The 14,796-nt window shown below is 40.7% G+C and carries 23 protein-coding genes and 1 pseudogene; 16 read left to right on the forward strand and 8 right to left on the reverse strand.

The genetic code is table 11. The annotated features are described in order from the left end of the window. Positions 1 to 60 precede the first annotated feature (60 nt). The 3 genes from MAE_RS03365 to MAE_RS03375 are packed head-to-tail and all read right to left on the reverse strand — an operon-like array spanning position 61 to position 1,821. Positions 61 to 648 (reverse strand): hypothetical protein, encoded by a 588-nt coding sequence (locus tag MAE_RS03365; RefSeq protein WP_012264320.1) that lies wholly within the window; start codon positions 646 to 648, stop codon positions 61 to 63. A gap of 20 nt (positions 649 to 668) precedes the next feature. Then, positions 669 to 1,046 carry a hypothetical protein gene (locus tag MAE_RS03370; protein WP_012264321.1) on the reverse strand — a complete coding sequence of 126 codons (378 nt, stop codon included), beginning with the start codon at positions 1,044 to 1,046 and terminating at the stop codon, positions 669 to 671. Then, positions 1,030 to 1,821 (reverse strand): TIGR04255 family protein, encoded by a 792-nt coding sequence (locus tag MAE_RS03375; protein ID WP_012264322.1) that lies wholly within the window; start codon positions 1,819 to 1,821, stop codon positions 1,030 to 1,032. Before MAE_RS03375 ends, MAE_RS03370 begins: the two co-directional genes overlap by 17 nt. Positions 1,822 to 2,321: 500 nt before the next feature. Here MAE_RS03375 and MAE_RS03380 point away from each other — a divergent pair, with 500 nt between their 5' ends. The 5 genes from MAE_RS03380 to MAE_RS28380 all read left to right on the forward strand — a co-directional run bounded on the left by MAE_RS03380 (position 2,322) and on the right by MAE_RS28380 (position 4,012). Next, the gene (locus MAE_RS03380) at positions 2,322 to 2,570 is read left to right on the forward strand and encodes a hypothetical protein (protein ID WP_002738017.1); all 249 of its coding nucleotides are present in this window, start codon (positions 2,322 to 2,324) and stop codon (positions 2,568 to 2,570) included. Continuing rightward, positions 2,563 to 2,973: a type II toxin-antitoxin system VapC family toxin gene (locus tag MAE_RS03385; RefSeq protein WP_002777101.1), complete on the forward strand. Its 411-nt coding sequence runs from the start codon at positions 2,563 to 2,565 to the stop codon at positions 2,971 to 2,973. Before MAE_RS03380 ends, MAE_RS03385 begins: the two co-directional genes overlap by 8 nt. 188 nt (positions 2,974 to 3,161) lie before the next feature. Next, positions 3,162 to 3,401, forward strand: a complete 240-nt coding sequence (locus tag MAE_RS03390) for a hypothetical protein (RefSeq protein ID WP_012264323.1) — start codon at positions 3,162 to 3,164, stop codon at positions 3,399 to 3,401. Then, entirely contained in the window at positions 3,401 to 3,829 is a 429-nt protein-coding gene (locus MAE_RS03395) for a putative toxin-antitoxin system toxin component, PIN family (RefSeq protein ID WP_012264324.1), read from the forward strand. The genes MAE_RS03390 and MAE_RS03395 overlap by 1 nt, the downstream gene beginning before the upstream one ends. 15 nt (positions 3,830 to 3,844) lie before the next feature. Then, positions 3,845 to 4,012, forward strand: coding sequence for a DUF4926 domain-containing protein (locus tag MAE_RS28380; RefSeq protein ID WP_071823554.1), 168 nt, complete (start codon positions 3,845 to 3,847; stop codon positions 4,010 to 4,012). A 107-nt stretch (positions 4,013 to 4,119) separates the two neighbouring features. On the opposite strand, the gene MAE_RS28385 is transcribed toward MAE_RS28380, so the two are convergent. After that, on the reverse strand, positions 4,120 to 4,425 hold the full coding sequence (locus tag MAE_RS28385) for a type II toxin-antitoxin system VapC family toxin (RefSeq protein ID WP_331448714.1): 306 nt from the start codon (positions 4,423 to 4,425) through the stop codon (positions 4,120 to 4,122). Between the two features lie 271 nt (positions 4,426 to 4,696). Continuing rightward, positions 4,697 to 4,924 carry a type II toxin-antitoxin system Phd/YefM family antitoxin gene (locus tag MAE_RS03405; RefSeq protein ID WP_002763578.1) on the reverse strand — a complete coding sequence of 76 codons (228 nt, stop codon included), beginning with the start codon at positions 4,922 to 4,924 and terminating at the stop codon, positions 4,697 to 4,699. A gap of 242 nt (positions 4,925 to 5,166) precedes the next feature. Here MAE_RS03405 and MAE_RS03410 point away from each other — a divergent pair, with 242 nt between their 5' ends. The 5 genes and pseudogenes from MAE_RS03410 to MAE_RS31495 form a co-directional block, all read left to right on the forward strand. Then, complete coding sequence (locus MAE_RS03410; RefSeq protein ID WP_002748889.1) at positions 5,167 to 5,391, forward strand: hypothetical protein; 225 nt, start codon at positions 5,167 to 5,169, stop codon at positions 5,389 to 5,391. Then, complete coding sequence (locus tag MAE_RS03415; RefSeq protein ID WP_004163250.1) at positions 5,381 to 5,581, forward strand: PIN domain-containing protein; 201 nt, start codon at positions 5,381 to 5,383, stop codon at positions 5,579 to 5,581. The genes MAE_RS03410 and MAE_RS03415 overlap by 11 nt, the downstream gene beginning before the upstream one ends. Continuing rightward, positions 5,578 to 5,901, forward strand: coding sequence for a ribbon-helix-helix domain-containing protein (locus MAE_RS03420; protein ID WP_012264326.1), 324 nt, complete (start codon positions 5,578 to 5,580; stop codon positions 5,899 to 5,901). The genes MAE_RS03415 and MAE_RS03420 overlap by 4 nt, the downstream gene beginning before the upstream one ends. Positions 5,902 to 5,945: 44 nt before the next feature. Next, the gene (locus MAE_RS03425; protein ID WP_004163248.1) at positions 5,946 to 6,326 is read left to right on the forward strand and encodes a type II toxin-antitoxin system VapC family toxin; all 381 of its coding nucleotides are present in this window, start codon (positions 5,946 to 5,948) and stop codon (positions 6,324 to 6,326) included. Positions 6,327 to 6,407: 81 nt separating this feature from the next. Further along, a pseudogene (locus MAE_RS31495) lies at positions 6,408 to 6,582 on the forward strand (IS30 family transposase); the annotation flags it as partial. Between the two features lie 28 nt (positions 6,583 to 6,610). Here the strand turns inward: MAE_RS31495 and MAE_RS03430 are convergent. Then, positions 6,611 to 7,063 (reverse strand): hypothetical protein, encoded by a 453-nt coding sequence (locus MAE_RS03430; protein WP_004163247.1) that lies wholly within the window; start codon positions 7,061 to 7,063, stop codon positions 6,611 to 6,613. Positions 7,064 to 7,294: 231 nt separating this feature from the next. On the opposite strand from MAE_RS03430, the gene MAE_RS03435 reads away from it, so the two are divergent. Next, on the forward strand, positions 7,295 to 8,146 hold the full coding sequence (locus tag MAE_RS03435; RefSeq protein ID WP_012264328.1) for an alpha/beta fold hydrolase: 852 nt from the start codon (positions 7,295 to 7,297) through the stop codon (positions 8,144 to 8,146). A gap of 536 nt (positions 8,147 to 8,682) precedes the next feature. Here MAE_RS03435 and MAE_RS03440 read toward each other — a convergent pair. Then, positions 8,683 to 10,647, reverse strand: coding sequence for a hypothetical protein (locus tag MAE_RS03440; protein ID WP_012264330.1), 1,965 nt, complete (start codon positions 10,645 to 10,647; stop codon positions 8,683 to 8,685). A 121-nt stretch (positions 10,648 to 10,768) separates the two neighbouring features. On the opposite strand from MAE_RS03440, the gene MAE_RS03445 reads away from it, so the two are divergent. From MAE_RS03445 to MAE_RS35580, 4 genes are all read left to right on the forward strand, one after another. Then, on the forward strand, positions 10,769 to 11,011 hold the full coding sequence (locus MAE_RS03445; protein WP_002800028.1) for a hypothetical protein: 243 nt from the start codon (positions 10,769 to 10,771) through the stop codon (positions 11,009 to 11,011). 7 nt (positions 11,012 to 11,018) lie between these two features. Beyond that, positions 11,019 to 11,834: an LmeA family phospholipid-binding protein gene (locus tag MAE_RS03450; RefSeq protein ID WP_012264331.1), complete on the forward strand. Its 816-nt coding sequence runs from the start codon at positions 11,019 to 11,021 to the stop codon at positions 11,832 to 11,834. Between the two features lie 237 nt (positions 11,835 to 12,071). Then, a complete protein-coding gene (locus MAE_RS03455) occupies positions 12,072 to 12,752 on the forward strand; it encodes a GerMN domain-containing protein (RefSeq protein ID WP_012264332.1) in 681 nt (226 codons plus the stop codon). A 102-nt stretch (positions 12,753 to 12,854) separates the two neighbouring features. Further along, complete coding sequence (locus MAE_RS35580; protein ID WP_269453962.1) at positions 12,855 to 12,989, forward strand: hypothetical protein; 135 nt, start codon at positions 12,855 to 12,857, stop codon at positions 12,987 to 12,989. A gap of 2 nt (positions 12,990 to 12,991) precedes the next feature. On the opposite strand, the gene MAE_RS03465 is transcribed toward MAE_RS35580, so the two are convergent. Next, positions 12,992 to 14,053, reverse strand: coding sequence for a mechanosensitive ion channel family protein (locus tag MAE_RS03465; protein WP_012264334.1), 1,062 nt, complete (start codon positions 14,051 to 14,053; stop codon positions 12,992 to 12,994). A gap of 28 nt (positions 14,054 to 14,081) precedes the next feature. Between MAE_RS03465 and MAE_RS03470 the strand changes: the two genes are divergently transcribed. Beyond that, a complete protein-coding gene (locus MAE_RS03470) occupies positions 14,082 to 14,573 on the forward strand; it encodes a c-type cytochrome (RefSeq protein ID WP_041803763.1) in 492 nt (163 codons plus the stop codon). Positions 14,574 to 14,796 lie beyond the last annotated feature (223 nt).

Below are 14,796 nucleotides of genomic sequence, written 5' to 3' on the forward strand. Positions count from 1 at the left end.
ATGGGGGCTTATTCAGCCCCCTTGTTTATTCCTGTGGTTATTCTGATAAATTGTTAGTATTCAACCTTCCTTTTCGCTTTGGTATTGAAAAGGTAAAGCAATTCTGCCATGAAAATTATAAAATCTTTTAGAAAAATGTTCTAGATAAGGACTACTTAATATCGTTCTTCGTTTCGCCATACCAATTTCTAGTTGACGATATATTGTTTTAGAATCTAGCCCAAAAACCTTTTTAAAGTCAGCCGTTAGTTCTTGAACCCCTTCATTTTGTAGATCACAGTTATTAGGAATTTTTTCAAAAAAATAATATCTTTCATCTCGCTGAGTTTTTATTAAGTTCCACGCGTCAGTCTTCCTAACTATATCTTTAATTTCTTGTGCTGACGATATCTCACAAAAGATTATAGAGTTTAGTAACTTATGAGGCTGATTAATATCAGGTTGTCTAGCTTGGTAATCCCAATCTAAATCACAATCTTGAGAGACTACAATGACAAAAGGATGTAAAATAGGATCAAAAGCAACATCTTCTGATTCTTGAGATAGATCACTGGCAACTGGATTATATTGAATTACATCAGTAAGTATTTCTCCTTGTCTCAACGCACTTCCTTCAATCGATTTTTTATAAATGATGTGATCGGCCATAAAACATCCAGACTAACAAATTATGGTTCTAAAATAATAGGTTGTCTAATCTGTATCGCTCTCAATTTACCTCTAATACTACTGGCTGGAATTACAGGTACAATTTTCTCAGGACTAAGATTAGAATAAAAACTCGCAATGTCTTCCAGTTGTGTTACCGATTCATCTAACGCATCTTCAGGAAGAGACTGTAATATTAACAGACATTTAATAAGTGCAATTAATTTGTCTTGAGGAAATTCTCTCCAATGAGTTGTTAAAGACAAGGAAGAGTCAGACATCGTGAGATCGAAACTAGGATAGTTTCCAGTTATCGTTCTACCAGCTTTTCTATCAATTAACAAATTTACTAGAAAATCACCAGTTGAGGTTTGACTTTTGTTAGGACGGATCGACATTGGTCGGTCGTAATGCGTCGTGGAGAGTTTCGCTAATACTGCACCGGAAGAGCTTTCTGGCGGATTTGTTGAAGCTATCGAGTATGTTCCAGACATTTTCATCCCTCGCTATTTTTCTTTCTGTGTAAAAATCTGCATCTAATAGATAGGCTTCCTCTTCATCATTTGCTTTAGTATTTTCAACATATACTAATCCATGATTAAAATTCACCTGTCCATTATCTACTTTCAAAACCAAACTCTTGTTTATCGATTGAATAGATGCAGAAAAATCAGAATCGTAAAGTTCTGAAGCAATTCTTCTTGTGATTAGCTCTGACCACTTTTTACTCTCTAATTGTAGTTCGGAACGTACAATTAAATCTCGATATCTCAATCCAACTCTTGTGTAAAAAGATGGTTTATATATTCTTTCAAAAATTGTAACTGCGAACTCCAATTTTTCCCTGAAATATTCGTATCTTTCGTATGCAGATGTCGTGAGCGCAATCAAATCTTTATCAACAGCTAACTTCCATTTTTGATCTTCTGATTTAAAAATATAGGCACTATTGTTAGGTAGCGGCAAATTAAATTGTTGAACGACCTTGGCAATTTCAGGAGGTATCTGTGGTTGAGTACGTTCAAAAAGTGGATATTGAAATCTGATCTCATCTTGAAATTCAACAGGTTCTTGATGAGATATTTTTAATATAGGTGGAAAGGTCAATTGACAAACCACCTCGAATAATGGATTGTACTCGTAAATGACACGATCAAACTCTGGTAGTTTCATTGACTCATGCTAATCTATGTAATGCTTGCATGGCAATTATACCATAAAACGACAACGATTGACAATATTTAGTAATATTTTAATAAAATGGCAGCGGTTTCGCCTGTATTATATCTATCTTTACACAAATAAACCCAAATAATTTTTTACATCTAATTGTCTGAATATTTAAAAATCAATATTTAAAATATATTAAAAAAGTCGAATAAAAATTGAAAAGACGACTTGTGCTATAAAAACTCAAAAGGGATGATAGTGTCGAGTTTTCCGATAGGTTGGGAAAAACGATTACTGTTGTCACCATGGCCGAAAATTCCCTCCGTTTCCCCACCCACGAGGATCGACCTTGACCCTACAGGACTGATATTTTCCCATCTTTAGCAGAATATCGGCATCTAGAAGAGGGTGCGATCGCACGGCAGTTATAGTTGAGAGGGTGTGTTACACTAGCCTTAAGGCACTGTGTAGGCCGTAATCGAATTACTTCTCAACAATCCATTATGATAAAAAATCTACGAGTTAGTTATGATGGAATGGTTTTCCGTCCCGAAGAAAAGATTGAATTAGAACCCAATACCCATTACATCATCCAAATTATTTCTCGGGAAGATCCACTAGAAAATAACCATAAAAATGCTTGGGAACTGTTAGAAGAAATGGCTGGCACCTATGAAGCTCCAGAAGATTGGTCAAGGGAACACGATCATTATTTATATGATACTCCCAAAAGAAATATAAGCGATGAATAAGTCCAAACTTTTTTTAGATACGGTCTTTATCCAAGCAATTCTCAATCCTCATGATCAATATCATCAAATTGCTATGCAGTTCCTCCCCTATGTAAAAAATGCAACAGCAGTTTGGGTTACTGAAGCCATTTTTATGGAGGTTGGTAATGCTCTTAGTCATTACAATCGTCCTAAGGTTTCTGCCTTTATCAAGCAATGCTATCAAACCGATAATTTATTCGTTGTTACTATCACTTCTACTCTTTTTCAAAAAGGCTTAAAGCTCTACGAATCAAGAGCTGATAAAAGCTGGGGATTAGTAGATTGTTTTTCTTTTATTGTTATGGAAGAAAATCAAATTACCGACGCTTTAACTTCAGATGTTCATTTTATTCAAGCAGGTTTTCAAGCTTTACTACGATAATTAATTAGCGATCACCATTTAGTTAAAGATATAATTTTACGGCAAGCGCGAAGATGAAAGGACTTTCTAGGCCGATAATTTCTCGATTCTAACCGATCGAAGCCCGGAAGGTGTAGGCGAACCGAAAACCCTCTCCATTAAGGACCCGTGTTAAAATCGTTAATCATGCTATTGTCTAGAAGCGACCTATGCCGAACTTAACCTTAAGCAATGAACAAGTTATCGACTTATTCAAACAACTCCCCGAAGACCAGAAACGGGAAGTTTATAAAATTCTCATTCTCAGTCAGTGGAGACAGTTGGAACCAGTATTTAATGAAGGAGCAGAAAGAGCTAGAATCGTAGCCAAAGAACGCGGCTATGATTGGGATACCATGACGGAAGACGAGAGAGAAGAATTTATCGATGAAATCGTTCACGAAAAATAGTGACCTATGTAGTTGTTTTTGATACAAATATATTAATCTCTGCTTGGCTGTCTAAAAACAGCCCTACATTTTCCTGTTTATCGTTAGCGAAGACGGGATCGGTATCTTCAGTAACTTGCCAAGAGATTTTAGACGAATTATCCGAAAAACTCCAGCAGAAATTTCAAATATCTGAACGGGGACTTAGAGAATATATCGCGGAAATTCGTCAATTTTCTAGCCTTGTTCCGATAACAAGACAACTGAGAGCGGTTCCCAACGATCCCGATGACGATATGATCATAGAATGTGCGATTGTTGGCAAGGCTACCCATATTATCACGGGGGACAAACATCTTCTTTCACTGGTTGAATATCAAAATATTCAGATCGTGAAAGCAAAAGATTTTCTGGACTTTTTAGATCAAAATAATAACCATCAATTATGAACTTTACTCAATGGGATTTTATTAAAAGATATTCGCGAAGCAAGATTATCCGCAGGAGACGTGGGAACCTTGGTAGAAAAACATCAAATCGAGGGATTAGAAAGGGGTTATAGTGTCGAGTTTTCCGATAGGTTGAGAAAAACGATCGCCCTACCAAAGACGTTGAATACCGTACCGATCTAAAATAAGACCTCTTGCAAAAGTCTTAAGTCGATCCTTGTACAGCAACATTTTTGAAGATTATCAACTACTAATAAATAATTAACTGAAAGTCCTTCCCATTATTGTTTCTATCGTTTGTTTTCGGATTTATGCAAGAGGTCTATAGTATCTACACTAATAATCGGAATATTTTCAACAATGGCTTGAGCTACCAGAAGGCGATCAAAGGGGTCTTTATGATAAAAAGGAAGGGTGATCAGCGCATCCGTATGTTCTGGTGTGATGGCAAGGATATTAAATTGATATTGATTAAGGCATACGTCGATAAAATCTTTGTAAGATTGATGTAAAATGAGTTTACCGATACTGATTTTGATGGCGATTTCCCAATAGGATGCTGGGCTGATTAATATTTCGTTATTTTGGTTAATAATTAGGGTTCTTCGTTACTTGGTATGGTTCAATAGGGGGGCATAAATCGACTAAATCCTTATCTGGCAAGAGACTTAATTGATTAGTTCGCTCTAGATCGAAAACAATTGACATAAATCCCCGAATGTCTTTCTATATAAGAGTTTCATTCCTTGTAACCCTGTCCGTTGCATAAGACAAACCGAAGAACCATAATTAGTTGATGGGCGGCGCTACTTAGTGGGGATTCGTTGAGTGTGTACCAAAGCAGAGTATGGGTATCGATTAGACATTTCAATGCAGATACTCCGCGAAGTCTTGTAAGTGTTCTTCATCATCGGCCACGATGGTAATCATTCCTTTACATAGGCCAGGCCCCGGACGTTGGGGAGATGTGGGGGTTTGCCCGATTAATTTGGCTAGTGGGAGATTATTATCGGTAATCAACAATTCTTCCCCCGGTTTGAGATTGTATATCAGTTCGGGCAGTTTGGCTTGAGCTTCTTGGAGAGAGACAATCATAATTTTACGGCAAGCGCGAAGATGAAAGGACTTTCTAGGCCGATAATTTCTCGATTCTAACCGATCGAAGCCCGGAAGGTGTAGGCGAACCGAAAACCTTCTCCATTAAGGACCGGTGTTAAACTGATTAATCATGCTGGTGTCTAGAATTGACCTATGCCGAACTTAACCTTAAGCAACGAACAAGTTATCGACTTATTCAAACAACTCCCCGAAGCATAGCAAGAATGAGCCTTAATAATATGAGCAAAATTTCGATCGAAGTCAGTCCCGAAGCGGCAGAAGTCTATCAATCCGCATCCCCGGAGGAACAAGAACGCGTCCGGGTTCTTGTCGATTTGCTAATTAGAAAGCCAGTTAACAGCGATATCGATTTCTTGAGAAAACTAATGGACGAAATTAGTGATGAGGCGGAAGCTAGAGGATTAACCCCCGAAATTTTAGAATCTTTACTAAATGAGCCTTGAATATTCTTTTATTCTCGATACCAACGTTTTAGTAAGCGCGCTTCTGTCGAAAAACGGCAAAGCTCGTCAGGCATTAGACAAAGCCCAAAATATCGGCAAGCTTTTAATGTCCGAATCTACTTTGTTAGAATTGATCACTGTTTTCAATCGTCCCAAATTCGATATTACACAGGAGCATATTTTACCATGAATATTACCTTAAATCCCGAATTAGAACAGTTAATTAACTCTCAATTATCGACAGGGAAATATAATAGCGTTGAAGATTTATTGAAAGACGCTTTGTTAAATTTAGCGGACAAACAAAACCGTCAGGCTTTAAGCAAAAAAGTTAAAGAACTCTTCGATAAAACTCAATCCTTACCCGGCGTTCAGGATATTACCGAAGAAGAGATCGCCGAAGAAATTGAAGCGTACCGAAGAGAGGGCTTAAAAGAAAAATGGGCTAAATGGTTTCAAGAAGTTGAAGAAATGGAATTTCCTGCCTCTGAAATTAGTGAAAAGGACTAGGAAAATCTTTTGATGGATAAATATAAACAACAGGGATTGATCCTATGATCCTGTGCGATACTGCCCCTTTATTCTGTTCGGTAGATAAATCTCAGCCACGACATCAAGCAGTTAAAATTTTTATCGAGAATGAGTCCTCTTATCTAATAACAACTTGGGCTTGTTTTACCGAATCCATGTATCTCTGCTTGCAACGTGGGGGATGGTCGATGCAAGCTCAACTCGGTAAATTGCTATTGAAGAAAATGGTACGGTTAGCCTCGATCGAAGAAAAAGATTATCCTCGATTACTGTCACTGATGGAAAAATATAAAGATCGCCCAATGGATTTAGCTGATGCGACTTTAGTCGTAACGGCTGAGAATTTAAAAATCAAACGAATTTTAACCTTCGATTCCGATTTTTTCTCGGTCAGCATCATTTAATCTGGTCATTGTCCTTGCCTCTGTTGATCAATTTCTTCTTCCTTTATATCCTGTTTTCAGTATTTCTGCAAAACTGAGATGCCCTCTCAGAAAATCGGGGCAGATTTTTTTTTTGCTACTCCTTATCATTCTTGGTAGAGGGGGATTAAACGAGCATAATAAGGGACTCTTAAGACAATTCTTGCCCAAGAAGACGAATTTTAAAATCCTGAAGCCAAAGGAGGTAGAAAGAGCCGTAAACTTAATTAACAATCGAGGTGGCTCCATAACAGCTTAAGCTAGAGCTAGTAAATATAAATAGCACCCTGTTGATTGATGTTAAAGGTGGTATAACCGGGGGTACTCCCCGGAACTTTGGTGACAGTAATCGTGACTAAATTATCATCATTGACCTCTACGGCATAGATTAAACTAGAAGAATAGGGATCTGCGGCGGCATTAGCCCGATTAATCAGAATATATGCTGGAATTACCAAACCTCTTAGGTTTGTCTCCGTACCTGGAGATAATAATTGGGGAGAGGAATTAATATTGGCCGATAAGTCATAATTGAGGTCAATATCGGTTTGATTGATGATTTTAATCTCCACGGGACGACTCGTATTCACCCTAGCAACAGGCTGCCAAGGACCGGGTTGAAAGGTGGTAGCGGGGGGATTTTGAGCGGGTAGAGAGGAGGGAAAAGCTAATCCCAGACTGAAGACGAGGGAAAGAGTTAAAAAGCGATCGCATTTCATAAATAAATCCTGGTCTAGGGTGTTCATCCTATTTTAGGAAGGTATCTCCAATGTTTTATACTTGAGTAGAAGCTTTTGAAATTGTCTATAGCGGTGAGTCATCAGCTATCGGGGGAAGATCCTAAGCTTCCCTGATTTTGCTCTATAAACAAGGCTAAATACACCTTTTTTTCTCTAGAAGTTTCCCTAGTAACCCCTATCAACGGTTTAATTTAGGTTGAGATTGATTATATGCCTACCATCGACATATCGGGAGTATCCCACAGTTACGAGTTATTTTCGCCCCGAGCAGATAAACCGGTTTTAGTCTTTATACACGGTTGGCTGCTGAGTCGTCACTACTGGCAGCCTTTGGTAGATATTCTCTCCTCGGATTATCCCTGTCTAGTCTATGATCTCCGGGGCTTTGGCGACTCCCAAAAAATCACCTCTAACAGTCCTCCTAGCAGTTATAACCTTGAATCCTACTCCCAAGACGTTATTACCCTTCTTAACCGCTTAAACCTCGATGCTGCTTGGTTAGTTGGTCATTCCCTCGGTGGTAGTGTTGCTTTGTGGGCCGCAGATAGCTGCCCTGAACGGATTAAAGGGGTAATCTGTATGAATGCCGGCGGTGGCATCTATCTAAAGGAGGAATTTGAGCGATTTCGGGAAGCCGGAAGACAGATTTTAGAGAGAAGACCGCCTTGGTTGCCCCGTGTTCCCTTTATTGATGTTTTATTCTCGCGGATGATGGTCAAGCAAACCCTAGGTAAAAAATGGGGCAAACAGCGCGTGATTGATTTTGTCCGGGCCGATTACCAAGCGGCCCTAGGGTCACTTTTGGAAACCACCACTATCAGCGAAGTTCATCTTTTACCCCAGATTGTCTCCCGTCTCCCGCAACCGGTCTATTTTCTGGCGGGGAAAGAGGATACGATTATGGAAGTTAAGTACGTTAACCATCTGGCCAGTTTTCATCCTTTGTTTGAAACTGGCAGCAACGTCATTGAGTTATCCGATTGTGGTCATTTTGCTATGCTGGAACAAACAGCAGCGGTGGCCCAAAAGATGATGGCTATTTTACATCAGCATCGCAGTTAGAACCTTTAGGTAAGCGCATTCTTGAACTTTTTCAACAGTTTCTTAACTCCACCAACAGTGAACTAATACTAAATCCGTTGAGTATAGGCTACTTAAGTAGGTAGGCACAATTATTTGTAGGATGGGTTAGCGGTAGCGTAACCCATGCGGGCGTTGGGTTTCATGCTTCAACCCAACCTACGTTCTAAATCCGTTGAGTATAGGCTACTTATGAAGACAGGCAAAAGGCACTCATGCAAAAGGCAAAAGTGGAAATAAATAATCAGTCTTTAATAACTGGATTTAGTGTAAAAACTCAAATCTGATCCCCGATAGCTGTCTGGGAGTCTCCTACTTAGGGTTGGCTGAATAAATGTGAAATATAGACGAGGTAAGGGTTTTAGATGCCTGTTTCGCTCCCACAGGTGCAAGATTTTGAGAGAATCGTGGTTCAAAACCTTGCATCTTCGGGGCGAAGCATTTCGGATAGGAAATCTACGGTTTCAGCGATAGGTTATGCCCGAATGCTTCGCCCCTACTTTTTCAGCAAACTCTAATTAATTTCTTAGGCCATAATTAAAACTCAATAACTTTAACCATAGGCGAGGATTGTCTTTTTCTAGCCAGCTTTGGGAGTTTTTTAACCATTGGGAAAACCAGGGACCGAAAAGCAGATTTTTGACTCCATCAAGGCTAAAATCGAGATAGGAACCCAACCAACGAATTAAATCCTGACTGCCAGCCATTTCTGCTATCCATAACAGTAAAGCGGGGTTTTTTCTGGCCGCTTTAATTGCTAAACGGCTAAAGGTCAACCAATCGGTTTTATCCTTAATAAAAGTTTCGGAAATCTCCGGCGGTTCGTCGGCCAATAAACCGAAAAATGTGTTTAACATGGCGTTAATTCTTTGGGGTGGTAAGGTTTTTCCCGTGGGAACCATCATTCCTTTAGAAAATAACCAAGTTACCGCCACATTACTTTGATAGGCCCGCACGTTTTCTAGGTCTTTAGCTGTTAGTAAATCGTGTTTCAAGGCCAGATCCAAAAGATGGGTTAAGCGCTCTAAATTACGCACCAAAGAACCGAACCCAGTAAAAATTAAGGGTGATTGCAGGGAGGCGGCATCACCGATGGCTAAAATGCGATCAAAGGAGACAATTCGATCTTTTTTCCCTGTGCTAAAATGCCCCGGTATATAACCAAAGGTGGGTTTTTTCCAAGTTAATTTTTCTGGGTCACACTGTCGATATTCGGGCAAAATAGTAAAGAAATCTTCGTACATTTCCAACAAAGAACCGGGGTTATCGGGATGGACTTGATGATAGTGAAATAGATAAAAGGTTAATTCTTTTCCTTCCCCCGGAAATAATTCCCAAATTAATTGCCTACCTTTAGAAATATCGCCATGGGAATTTAAGACATCGCCATAGTGAGAATCCCACACCACCGGATCGAATCCTTCTACTACTGCCCCCACCGTCGGACAGACACTATCAAAGGCACGCACTCCATTTAATTGCCAGGCAATGGCAGAGGCTGAACCCATGGCATCAATCAATAAACGGCATTTTATCTGTTGAATTTCCCCGCTATGATTAAGGGTGACAGTAACACTATTGGCAGTAATATCAGCCTTGATAAATTCCGTTTGATCGAGAATTTTACCGCCATGATCCTGTATTTTTTTACCGCAGGATTGCAGCAATTTATCGGAATTAATGGCGATATTTAAAACCGTGGGAGTATGGAGAATTTCGGCTTTCAGATGGGGGGGATTATTGCCATCAAAAAACTTATTAAAGCCATCGATGTATTCTTGGAAGATTAATTCCTCGAATTCTTCGGCAGTAAATAAGCCTAAATTAATTAAACTTTGAAACTCCGATCGAGAGATATTCCATTCCCGATTCATTCGTCCGAAAGGTAGTCTTTCTACTAAGAGGACTCGATAACCTAATTTGGCCATCTGTGCGGCGTGAATTGCCCCCAAGGCACCACCAATATAAATTAAGTCGTAGGTGATGGGATGATCATTTTCCTCACTACTAGAGAAAATTACTGGCTGCGGTTGTTGGGGATTTTTGGCACTGTCGCGCCAACGTTTTTCCCACCAGTACAAACGTTCTAAGTCTGCCTCTCCTTGGGGCATTTTGCGGAAGTAGTGAACCGTTAGGGGATAGTCCGCTTCTAAATCTGTAAAAATTGAGTGATTTTTTTGATCGATGTTTGGTATCGTGCTAAACTGCGGCGGAAAACGCTTTTGTAAAGCTCGATCGAGCTGCCGAGTCAGGGATGTTTCTTGAGAATGCGATCGCTCACCCCAGCGGAAAACTTTTAAATAAGTAGTCCGTTGCAGCGTCCAGACAAAAATCGATAATTCGATCGCCTCCGATAAGCGCAATCTCACCCCGTTAGGTGTATTTGTCTTGACACCGCTTGCGGGTTGCCAATCGGATTGTAACCACTGACAAACGGCGATCGAGTCGGGAGTCGGAATTTCTCTGTAAAGTATCTCTCTCATCTTGATTTAGCTATTACACCTAAAAATCGTCTGATTACGCTAGACTACACAAAAAGTTTTCTGAAAAAAGTTTAAAAAACTTTACATACCTAGATTAATACACAGCCAGGACCATCTGATTATGAATTATCCCATCCCGACTACCCCCGAAGAAATTGCCGCCCTCCGACAGCGCCCCGTGGACGAGGAGATGATCGCTGCCGTGATTGCGGGAATCATTAGAATGGCCCGCGCCCAGGGTCAATCTCTCGATGATCTGACTGAAGAAATTCTCGCAGAAGACCCGATTTTAGATCAAGTGCAACGACGTTGGTTAAGTCAGCTTTTGACTAATGCTTGGCAAAATTTAGCTGAATGGGTGTAATTGAGCGATGGAATGGCTAACAATCACTCTCGCTGGTGTTTTGACCCTGTTAACTCCCGCAGGGGCAATTATCGATACGGTTTTAGCCCATACCCTTCGCTCCCAAGTCCAAAAAGTGGAACAATTAGCCGTCAGGGTCGATAATACTCCCAATTATCAGGCTCTGCAAGGCAAAATCGATCGAGTTCGCATTTCTGCACGGGGAATTTATCCCCTTGCTGATGTTCGCATTGAGAAGATCGAGCTAGAAACTGAGCCAATTAGCCTCGATTTGCGGCGATTACAGCAAAAAAACAGCAGTTTAGCCGCCGCCTTGCGCCGACCGGCTGCGGGGGCATTGCATCTTGTCCTCACGGAAACTAATGTTAATCAAGCTTTACAATCGGCAGCGGTCAAAGAACAAATTCAGACCCTGATTAATAATCTGATTCCCTCTAGGGAAGAATCGAGCAGCACAAAATATCAACTTAGTCAAGCAAATTTTAACTTTCTTAATAATAATCGAGTCGCCCTCAGCCTGCAGCTAGAGACACAACGGCCAGACGAACCAGCAGCCACCCTCAATCTGAGCTTAGAAGTGGGATTTAAGCTAGTGCAGGGGCGAAAAATCGAGCTTATTGACCCCACAGCCACTCTTAATGGTCGTCGCATCTCCTCGCGCCTTCTCAAGGGGTTTGCCGAGGGTATATCCACCCAGTTAGATTTAAAAAACTTCGAGAAACAAGGAATTATCGCCCGCCTTCTCCAATTGCAGATCGACGATGATAAGCTGAGTATAGCCGCCTTTGGCAGCATTGAACCTCGATCGGGGAACCCCAATTAAATTTAACGGTCGGAAAACAGGAGATCGGAAGTGGGAATTATGAATTATCAATTATGAAGTGGGGTGGTGGGGAAGTGGGGAAGTGGGGAGACCACTTCGTGCGCGTTGCGGGGGGAGAATAAAAGCGTTCGACTGCTCACTTAAAACTGATAACTGCTCACTTAAAACTTAAAACTTAAAACTGATAACTGATAACTTAAAACTGATAACTGATAACTGATAACTAATAACTGAATTATGCCTAGTTCTCGCTCTAGTGATAAAATCTCTTTGCCTTGGATAATTGGTATCGGCCTCGCTTTATTTACTGCTGGTGGGGCCACTGCTTGGTTTGCCGTCCATCACCTATCTTTCTCCCAGAAAACCAGCGAAAACCCGATTGAATCTCCCACTCCAGCGCCGATAAGTCAATCACCAATTGTTGAACCGGTTTCTCCCGGTCCAGTGGAGACAAGTCCAACAGCAACTCCTGCAGCTATTCCTGTTAGGGAAACTCGACAGGTTTATTGGTTAAAAGTGACTGATACGGGTAATCAATTAGTCAGCCAAGAAATTACCGTTCAAAAAGCGGATAGCGGCGAGGGAGAGTTAACAGCAGTATTGCAAACTCTATTAGCTGGTCCAAGTAATCCTCAGGATATGACTACTATTCCCGCCGGGACTAAATTACTTGATTTAAAAGTAGATAAAACGGGAATTAAGATTAATCTCTCGCGCGAGTTTGGCAATGATGATGGCCCTGATATGTTGATCGGTCGTTTGGCACAAATCATCTATACTACTACTACCGAGGATTCCAATGCCAAAGTCTGGATTCAAGTGGAAGGAAAACCCCTAGAATTACTAGGAGAAGGCCACGGTATTGAAGTGGCCCAACCGATGACTCGTAAGTTTTTTGAGGAGAATTATCAATTGTAAGTTTTCCGCGCCTTTAAATTGTTGGTTCTTCGGTTTGTGTTATGCAATGGACGGGAGTTATAAGGGGTGAAACCCTTATATAGAAAGACATGGCTGCGATTTTTGCCAATTGTTTTCAATCTAGAACGAGCTAATCAATTAAGTCCCTTGCCAGATAAGGATTTAGCCGATTTCTGCCCCCTGATCGAACCATACCAAGTAACGAAGAACCAAATTGTTGTTGCCATAGCGAATTGAGATTAACTAGGGGGATTAGTGGGGGGATAGGGAAAAAAAATCGGATAGGGAATTTTAATTCCTTCTTGCTGATAGCGTCGGTGTAGGAGTTTAATAAATTCGTGTTTAATGGTGAGGTGTTGAAAAAATTCTTCTTCTACCACCTTGAGATAAACCGTCAGCACAATGCTATAGTAATCGAATTTATGATAACGAATAAAGGGTTGATAGTCACCGAGTTGAGGTTGCAATAACTGGGCGATTTCTTGCATAACTTCTAGGGTAACTTTTTCGACTTTTTCTAAGTCACTATCGTAACTAATGCCCACTTCCACGGGAACCAGTAGGGAGTGATCTGGTAAACTATAGTTACGGAAACTAGAAGAAATGATCTGAGCATTGGGAATTACCAAAAGATTATTGGTAATTTCTTCGATGACTGTGCATCTTAAATCCACATCTCGCACATAACCAGCTTCTCCCGTTCTCAGTTCAATATAATCTCCCGGTCTAACTTTTTTGGAAGTGATAATATTAATCCCTGACATTAAATTAGCTAGGGTATTTTGGAGAGCTAAACCGAGGGAAACACCCCCAATACCCAAGGCAGTAAGCATGGGAGTGATCGAAATACCAATCGAGCTTAAAATAAGCAAAAAACCGCAGCTAAAAATCAGAACTTTGGCGAGAAATTCAAATAGGGAAGTTAGGGAAGAAATGCCATCATCTCCCGTGGTATAAACTCGTAATATTTCCACGGATAATTGAGCAACAACCCAAGTAGCTGAAGCTAAAAAAGTCACTAGCAGAAATTTTTTGCTCAGGAGAATGAGGGAGGGAAAGAGGGGAAGATTGGGAAGGGAGAGGGCAATATTTAAACCCAAAAGTCCGAACCAAAGTATGCTTAATCCACGAAGGGAACGTAAAACCCCTTCCGAGAAACGCAGGTTTTTTTCTCTGGCAATCGATAAAAGTTGACTGACAACGCGCTGTTCTACGAGCCATCCCAACAGCAGGAAACTGAGGATGATGGTGATAGGTAAGATAATATAGGGCCAATCTTCCAGTCTGGTTAATAGGTTCATTGCTAGAGGGTTAGAAAAAGATGCAGTTTTGTCTTATATTATTCTCCATTTGCCTATCTCTAGCAGGAGCGGTGGAATTTTGGGGCAAAAAGTTGCAAAATGTAAAGAGAAACTCACCTTTCCTTCGGCGGCCTTCGTGAATAGTCAGTTATTTAAACCAAAATTCGGGCTTTATCGATTCTTAATGGTTATAATCGTGGTTTTGTTCCTGATTAGCACCTATTTAATCACCTTTCATCTGGCTAAGATGTCGGATCCCTACATTAAAGAGGTGTTATCCCTACAAGGTAATGTCAGTCGCGGTTACGAAATCTTTCAGATTAACTGTGCTGCTTGTCACGGTCAGTTTGCTGATGGCATCGTCGGACCGAGTTTAGAGGACGTTTCCCATCGCAAATCGAGAATTAGTCTGATTGAACAGGTAATTAGCGGTAAAACCCCACCAATGCCGAAATTTCAGCCCGATACTCAAGCTATGGCCGATTTATTGGTTTATTTAGAAAATATTTCAAAAAACTGACTTGAAAGAGGGTGTAGGGTGTAGGGTGTAGGGTGTGGGGTATAGGGAAGGAAACCTCTTTCGTCTCTGGTGGTGAAAACTTTTTCATCGGGACTGACTCTTGGCTGACATTGATGGTAAGCTAAGACCCATTGAAACTGGGTGGGGAAGTGGGGAAGTGGGGAAGTGGGGAATGGGGGAATGGGGAATTTCAACTAAAACCCTAAAACCCTAAAACCCTAAA

The sequence above is a fragment of the Microcystis aeruginosa NIES-843 genome (assembly GCF_000010625.1).
Lineage (GTDB): Bacteria > Cyanobacteriota > Cyanobacteriia > Cyanobacteriales > Microcystaceae > Microcystis > Microcystis aeruginosa.

Excerpts from the sequence above, each read along its gene's own strand:
- MAE_RS03365 (WP_012264320.1), bottom strand. The coding sequence starts at position 648 with ATGGCCGATCACATCATTTATAAAAAATCGATTGAAGGAAGTGCGTTG.
- MAE_RS03370 (WP_012264321.1), bottom strand. The coding sequence starts at position 1,046 with ATGTCGATCCGTCCTAACAAAAGTCAAACCTCAACTGGTGATTTTCTA.
- MAE_RS03375 (WP_012264322.1), bottom strand. The coding sequence starts at position 1,821 with ATGAAACTACCAGAGTTTGATCGTGTCATTTACGAGTACAATCCATTA.
- MAE_RS03380 (WP_002738017.1), top strand. The coding sequence starts at position 2,322 with ATGATAAAAAATCTACGAGTTAGTTATGATGGAATGGTTTTCCGTCCC.
- MAE_RS03385 (WP_002777101.1), top strand. The coding sequence starts at position 2,563 with ATGAATAAGTCCAAACTTTTTTTAGATACGGTCTTTATCCAAGCAATT.
- MAE_RS03390 (WP_012264323.1), top strand. The coding sequence starts at position 3,162 with ATGCCGAACTTAACCTTAAGCAATGAACAAGTTATCGACTTATTCAAA.
- MAE_RS03405 (WP_002763578.1), bottom strand. The coding sequence starts at position 4,924 with ATGATTGTCTCTCTCCAAGAAGCTCAAGCCAAACTGCCCGAACTGATA.
- MAE_RS03410 (WP_002748889.1), top strand. The coding sequence starts at position 5,167 with ATGAGCAAAATTTCGATCGAAGTCAGTCCCGAAGCGGCAGAAGTCTAT.
- MAE_RS03415 (WP_004163250.1), top strand. The coding sequence starts at position 5,381 with ATGAGCCTTGAATATTCTTTTATTCTCGATACCAACGTTTTAGTAAGC.
- MAE_RS03420 (WP_012264326.1), top strand. The coding sequence starts at position 5,578 with ATGAATATTACCTTAAATCCCGAATTAGAACAGTTAATTAACTCTCAA.
- MAE_RS03425 (WP_004163248.1), top strand. The coding sequence starts at position 5,946 with ATGATCCTGTGCGATACTGCCCCTTTATTCTGTTCGGTAGATAAATCT.
- MAE_RS03430 (WP_004163247.1), bottom strand. The coding sequence starts at position 7,063 with ATGAAATGCGATCGCTTTTTAACTCTTTCCCTCGTCTTCAGTCTGGGA.
- MAE_RS03435 (WP_012264328.1), top strand. The coding sequence starts at position 7,295 with ATGCCTACCATCGACATATCGGGAGTATCCCACAGTTACGAGTTATTT.
- MAE_RS03440 (WP_012264330.1), bottom strand. The coding sequence starts at position 10,647 with ATGAGAGAGATACTTTACAGAGAAATTCCGACTCCCGACTCGATCGCC.
- MAE_RS03445 (WP_002800028.1), top strand. The coding sequence starts at position 10,769 with ATGAATTATCCCATCCCGACTACCCCCGAAGAAATTGCCGCCCTCCGA.
- MAE_RS03450 (WP_012264331.1), top strand. The coding sequence starts at position 11,019 with ATGGAATGGCTAACAATCACTCTCGCTGGTGTTTTGACCCTGTTAACT.
- MAE_RS03455 (WP_012264332.1), top strand. The coding sequence starts at position 12,072 with ATGCCTAGTTCTCGCTCTAGTGATAAAATCTCTTTGCCTTGGATAATT.
- MAE_RS03465 (WP_012264334.1), bottom strand. The coding sequence starts at position 14,053 with ATGAACCTATTAACCAGACTGGAAGATTGGCCCTATATTATCTTACCT.